Genomic DNA, 5,232 nt, shown 5'->3' with positions numbered 1-5,232 from the left:
GAGGAGGCCGACCGGCGGGCCACGGAGCTGGTCTCGTCGGCCGAGCAGACGGCCCAGCAGGTCCGGGACTCGGTGTCGGGCCTCCAGGAGCAGGCGCAGGAGGAGATCTCGGGGCTGCGCTCGGCGGCCGAGCACGCCGCGGAGCGGACGAAGCAGGAGGCGCAGGAGGAGGCGGACCGGGTCCGCGCGGACGCGTACGCGGAGCGCGAGCGCGCCACGGAGGACGCGAACCGGGTGCGGGGCGAGGCGAGCGCCGAGTCGGAGGCCGCCAAGTCCCTTGCGGAGCACACCGTCTCGGAGGCGGTCGAGGAGGCCGAGCGGCTGCGCTCGGAGGCCTCGGAGCACGCCCAGCGGGTCCGGACCGAGGTCGCCGACCTGCGCGCGGGCGCGGACCAGGACGCGTCCCGGACGCGCGCGGAGGCCCGCGAGGACGCGAACCGCATCCGGTCGGACGCGGCGGCGCAGGCCGACACGCTGATCACCGAGGCGCGTTCCGAGGCGGAGCGGCTGACGGCGGAGACCGCCGCGGAGACCGAGCGGCTGCGGACCGAGTCGACGGCCGCGGCCGAGCAGTTGACCGAGGAGACGCGGACCGAGGCCGAGCGGGTCCGCACCGAGTCGGTGGCCCAGGCCGAGAAGCTGATCTCGGACGCGACCGGGGACGCGGAGCGGCTGCGCGCCGAGGCCGCCGAGACGGTCGGCTCCGCGCAGCAGCACGCGGAGCGGGTCCGCAGCGACGCCGAGCGGGTCAAGGCGGAGGCCGCGGCCGAGGCGGACCGGATCACGGCGGCCGCCCGCGAGGAGGCCGAGCACACCCTGGACGAGGCCCGCAAGGACGCCAACAAGCGGCGTACGGAGGCCGCGGAGCAGGTCGACAAGCTGATCACGGAGTCCGCGTCGGAGGCGGACAAGCTGACGCGCGAGGCCCAGGAGGCGGCGCAGAAGCAGACCGCCGACGCGGAGGCGCAGGCGGACACGATGGTGGGCGCCGCGCGCAACGAGGCGGAGCGGCTGGTCTCCGAGGCCACCGTCGAGGGCAACGCGCTGGTGGAGAAGTCGCGTACGGACGCGGACGAGCTGCTCGTCGGTGCCCGTCGGGACGCGACGCAGATCCGCGAGCGCGCCGAGGAGCTGCGCGACCGGATCACGTCCGAGATCGAGGAGCTGCACGAGCGGGCCCGGCGCGAGTCGGCGGAGGCCATGAAGAACGCGGGCGAGCGGTGCGACGCCCTGGTCAAGGCCGCCGAGGAGCAGCTGTCCGAGGCGCAGGCCAAGGCCAAGGAGCTGCTGAGCGACGCGAATTCGGAGGCCGGAAAGGTCCGGATCGCCGCGGTGAAGAAGGCCGAGGGTCTCCTCAAGGAGGCCGAGACGAAAAAGGCCGAGTTGACCCGCGAGGCGGAAAAGATCAAGAGCGACGCGGAGGCCGAGGCCACGTCCATGATCGAGAAGGGTCAGCACGAGCTGGACGTGCTGGTCCGCCGGCGCGAGGACATCAATGCCGAGATTTCGCGTGTCCAGGACGTCCTCGAGGCGTTGGAGAGTTTCGAGGCGCCGTCCGGCTCGGGCAAGGACGGTGGCGTCAAGGCGGGTGCCGCCGCAGGGGGCACACGTTCGGGTGGCAAGGGTTCCGAGGGCTAGCCAGGGGGCCAACTGTCGTGCATGACAGGGACCTTCGGCCCTCGTTCCCGCAAGCCGTCCGCCGGTACGCCACCCAAAAGGGGTGTCATTCTCCAGATCAAACGGGCATCTGCTCGATGACACGCCGCTTGGACCCCTAGGATTCCCTCTATCACCTCACACCGGTCTCATTCGACAGGAACCCCATGAGCGACACTTCCCCCTACGGCTTCGAGCTTGTGCGGCGTGGGTACGACCGCGCTCAGGTGGACGAACGAATTTCCAAGCTCGTCTCCGACCGTGACAGCGCTCTTGCCCGTATCACTGCTCTGGAAAAGCGCATCGAGGAACTCCACCTCGAGACGCAGAACGCCCAGGCCCAGGTGAACGACGCGGAGCCGTCGTACGCCGGCCTCGGCGCGCGCGTCGAGAAGATCCTCCGGCTCGCCGAGGAGGAGGCCAAGGACCTGCGCGAGGAGGCCCGCCGGGCCGCCGAGCAGCACCGCGAGCTCGCCGAGTCGGCGGCCCAGCAGGTGCGCAACGATGCGGAGTCGTTCGCCGCCGAGCGCAAGTCCAAGGCCGAGGACGAGGGCGTTCGGATCGTCGAGAAGGCCAAGGGCGAGGCGTCCGCGCTGCGCACCGAGGCGCAGAAGGACGCGCAGTCCAAGCGCGAGGAGGCGGACGCCCTCTTCGAGGAGACCCGCGCCAAGGCCGCCCAGGCCGCCGCGGACTTCGAGACGAACCTGGCCAAGCGCCGCGAGCAGTCGGAGCGCGACCTGGCCTCGCGTCAGGCCAAGGCCGAGAAGCGCCTGGCCGAGATCGAGCACCGGGCCGAGCAGCTGCGTCTGGAGGCGGAGAAGCTGCGCACCGACGCCGAGCGCCGCGCGCGTCAGACGGTGGAGACGGCCCAGCGCCAGGCCGAGGACATCGTGGCCGACGCCAATGCCAAGGCCGACCGGATCCGCAGCGAATCGGAGCGTGAGCTCGCCGCGCTGACCAACCGCCGCGACTCGATCAACGCCCAGCTCACGAACGTGCGCGAGATGCTGGCGACGCTCACGGGTGCGGCGGTCGCCGCCGCCGGGGCACCGGCCGAGGACGAGCCGATCTCGCGCGGTGTGCCTGCGCAGCAGTCCCGGTAAGCAGCGGTTCGTGGGGTGACTGCGGGTCCGGCGGTGGCCGGGCGCGCAGTGCCCCGTGCCCCTGACGGGGCACGCATCCGAGCCCTCCGCGCCATTTGGGTGGCGGAGGGCTTTTGCGCGTCTTAGCGTGGTCGCATGATCGAGCTCGAGGGGCTGACCAAGCGTTACGGCGACAAGACGGCCGTCGACCATCTGACCTTCACCGTCCGGCCCGGCATCGTCACCGGCTTCCTCGGTCCCAACGGGGCGGGCAAGTCCACGACCATGCGGATGATGCTGGGCCTGGACAATCCGACGGCCGGTTCGGTCCGTATCGACGGCAGGCACTACGCGCAGCTGAAGGACCCGCTCACCGCGATCGGCGCGCTGCTCGACGCCAAGGCGATGCACGGCGGCCGCAGCGCCTACAACCACCTGCTGTGTCTGGCGCAGTCGAACGGGATCCCGCGCGCCCGCGTCGGTGAGGTCCTGGAGACCGTCGGTCTGACCTCGGTGGCGAAGAAGAAGGCCAAGGGGTTCTCGCTCGGTATGGGGCAGCGGCTCGGCATCGCGGCGGCCCTGCTGGGCGATCCGAAGATCCTGATGTTCGACGAGCCGGTCAACGGGCTCGACCCCGAGGGCATCCACTGGATCCGCAATCTGATGAAGTCTCTGGCCTCCGCCGGCCGCACCGTCTTCGTCTCCTCCCACCTGATGAGCGAGATGGCGCTGACCGCCGATCACCTGGTGGTGATCGGTCAGGGCCGCCTCCTCGCCGACACCTCCATGGCGGACTTCATCCGGGAGAACTCGCGCTCGTACGTCCGGCTGCGCTCCCCGCAGCGGGAGCGGCTGCTCGACGTGCTGCGCGGCGCCGGGATCACCGTCGTCGAGTCGGGCGGCGGCACGCTGGAGGTGGACGGGCAGCGGGCGGAGGAGCTCGGCGAGCTGGCCGCGGCCCACCAGGTGACGCTGCACGAGCTGAGCCCGCAGCAGGCGTCGCTGGAGGAGGCGTTCATGCGTCTGACGGCCGAGTCGGTCGAGTACCACGCGCACTCGGACGCCACCGGCCATCTGCCGCCCGGCGAACCGGGTGCGCCGCCGGACCCCTCGGTACCCGAGTGGCAGCAGGGCTGGGGCGACTCCTGGCAGCAGGGCAAGCGGAAGAAGGGGGCCTGAGATGGCCGCGGCCCAGGTCCTCCGGTCCGAGTGGACCAAGATCCGGTCGGTGAGTTCGACGGCCCTGACGCTGAGTCTGGCCGTGATCGTCTCGGTCGGTCTCGGCATGCTGATCAGTGCCCTGTCGAAGAGCGAGTTCAAGAACCTGTCCGCCGAGGACAAGCTGACCTTCGACCCCACCTTCGTCTCGTTCGCCGGACTGACCCTCGGTCAGCTGGCGATGGTCGTCTTCGGCGTCCTGGTGGTGGCGAGCGAGTACAGCAGCGGCATGATCCGCACGTCGCTGGCGGCCGTCCCGCAGCGCGGCCGCTTCCTGTTCGCCAAGGTGGCGGTGGCGACGCTGCTGTGTCTCGTCGTCTCGCTGGTCACGAGCTTCGCCGCGTTCTTCCTCGGCCAGGCGATGCTCGGTGACCACAGCACGGACCTGGGCGCGCAGAACGTGCTGCGTGCGGTGATCGGCGCCGCGCTCTACATGACGCTGATGGCGGTGTTCTCCATGGGCGTCGCCACGATGCTGCGCTCGCCGATGCTGTCGCTCGGCATCCTGATGCCGTTCCTGTTCCTGGTCTCCCCCATCCTCGGCAGCGTCTCCGCGACCAAGAAGGTCGGCCGGTACTTCCCCGACCAGGCGGGCCAGAAGATCATGCAGGTGGTGCCCTCGGACGACGCCCCGTACGGGCCCTGGGGCGGCTTCGGGATCCTGCTGGCGTGGGTGGCCGCGGTCCTCGTCATCGGGTACGTGCTGCTGAAGAAGCGGGACGCCTGAGGCCGGTGCCCGGCCCCGACCGCAGTCTCGCGGCGCTCGGCCTCGACGGGGTGCCCGCGACCGACCCGCTGTCCTACCCGGGCCGGCCCGCGCCTGGGCCGGCTCTCCTCACCGGCGGCGCGCTGCTCCCGCTGGAGGTGCCGTCCGCGGCCCACCCGCTCGGCGCATGGCCCGTCGACGAGGGCCGCCCGCCCGGTGCCGGACGGCGCGGCCTGGACTCGGTGCTCGCCGACCGGGGGCGGCCCGGCACGGCGCGGCGCGTTCCGGTGCTCGCCGTCGGCTCCAACGCCTCACCGGGCCAGCTCACGCACAAGCTGACCCGGGCCGGGCTCGACGCGACCGTGCCGATGGTGCCGGTGCGGGTGCGCGGGGTGGCGGTCGGCTGCTCGGGGCACATCAGCCCGCCCGGCTACGTCGCGGCGGCGCCCTACCTGGACCCGGCGGTGACGACGACGCTGGTGGCGACGTGGCTGGATCCGGCGCAGCTCGACGCCGTGGACGCCACCGAGCGCGCCCACTACCGGCGGGCGCTGCTGCCGGGCGGCCGGT

3 protein-coding genes and 2 pseudogenes are annotated in these 5,232 nt (G+C 71.9%); all 5 read left to right on the top strand.

Annotated features, from left to right (window positions below; genetic code table 11):
* Positions 1-1,638, top strand: a pseudogene (locus GTW43_RS26890) (hypothetical protein); the annotation flags it as partial.
* Positions 1,639-1,823: 185 nt separating this feature from the next.
* Complete coding sequence (locus tag GTW43_RS26885; protein ID WP_161304555.1) at positions 1,824-2,759, top strand: cellulose-binding protein; 936 nt, start codon at positions 1,824-1,826, stop codon at positions 2,757-2,759.
* A gap of 135 nt (positions 2,760-2,894) precedes the next feature.
* The gene (locus GTW43_RS26880) at positions 2,895-3,917 is read left to right on the top strand and encodes an ATP-binding cassette domain-containing protein (protein WP_161304554.1); all 1,023 of its coding nucleotides are present in this window, start codon (positions 2,895-2,897) and stop codon (positions 3,915-3,917) included.
* A gap of 1 nt (position 3,918) precedes the next feature.
* Positions 3,919-4,683 carry an ABC transporter permease subunit gene (locus GTW43_RS26875; RefSeq protein ID WP_161304553.1) on the top strand — a complete coding sequence of 255 codons (765 nt, stop codon included), beginning with the start codon at positions 3,919-3,921 and terminating at the stop codon, positions 4,681-4,683.
* A gap of 5 nt (positions 4,684-4,688) precedes the next feature.
* Positions 4,689-5,232: pseudogene (locus GTW43_RS26870) on the top strand (hypothetical protein); the annotation flags it as partial.

This window comes from Streptomyces sp. SID5785 (genome assembly GCF_009870065.1).
Lineage (GTDB): Bacteria > Actinomycetota > Actinomycetes > Streptomycetales > Streptomycetaceae > Streptomyces.
The sequence above is the reverse complement of the archived record's forward strand: the minus strand, read 5'-3'. Positions and strand labels throughout refer to the sequence as shown.

What these genes read in the sequence shown, in the direction of transcription:
- GTW43_RS26885 (WP_161304555.1), top strand. Translation starts at nt 1,824, where the DNA reads ATGAGCGACACTTCCCCCTACGGCTTCGAGCTTGTGCGGCGTGGGTAC.
- GTW43_RS26880 (WP_161304554.1), top strand. Translation starts at nt 2,895, where the DNA reads ATGATCGAGCTCGAGGGGCTGACCAAGCGTTACGGCGACAAGACGGCC.
- GTW43_RS26875 (WP_161304553.1), top strand. Translation starts at nt 3,919, where the DNA reads ATGGCCGCGGCCCAGGTCCTCCGGTCCGAGTGGACCAAGATCCGGTCG.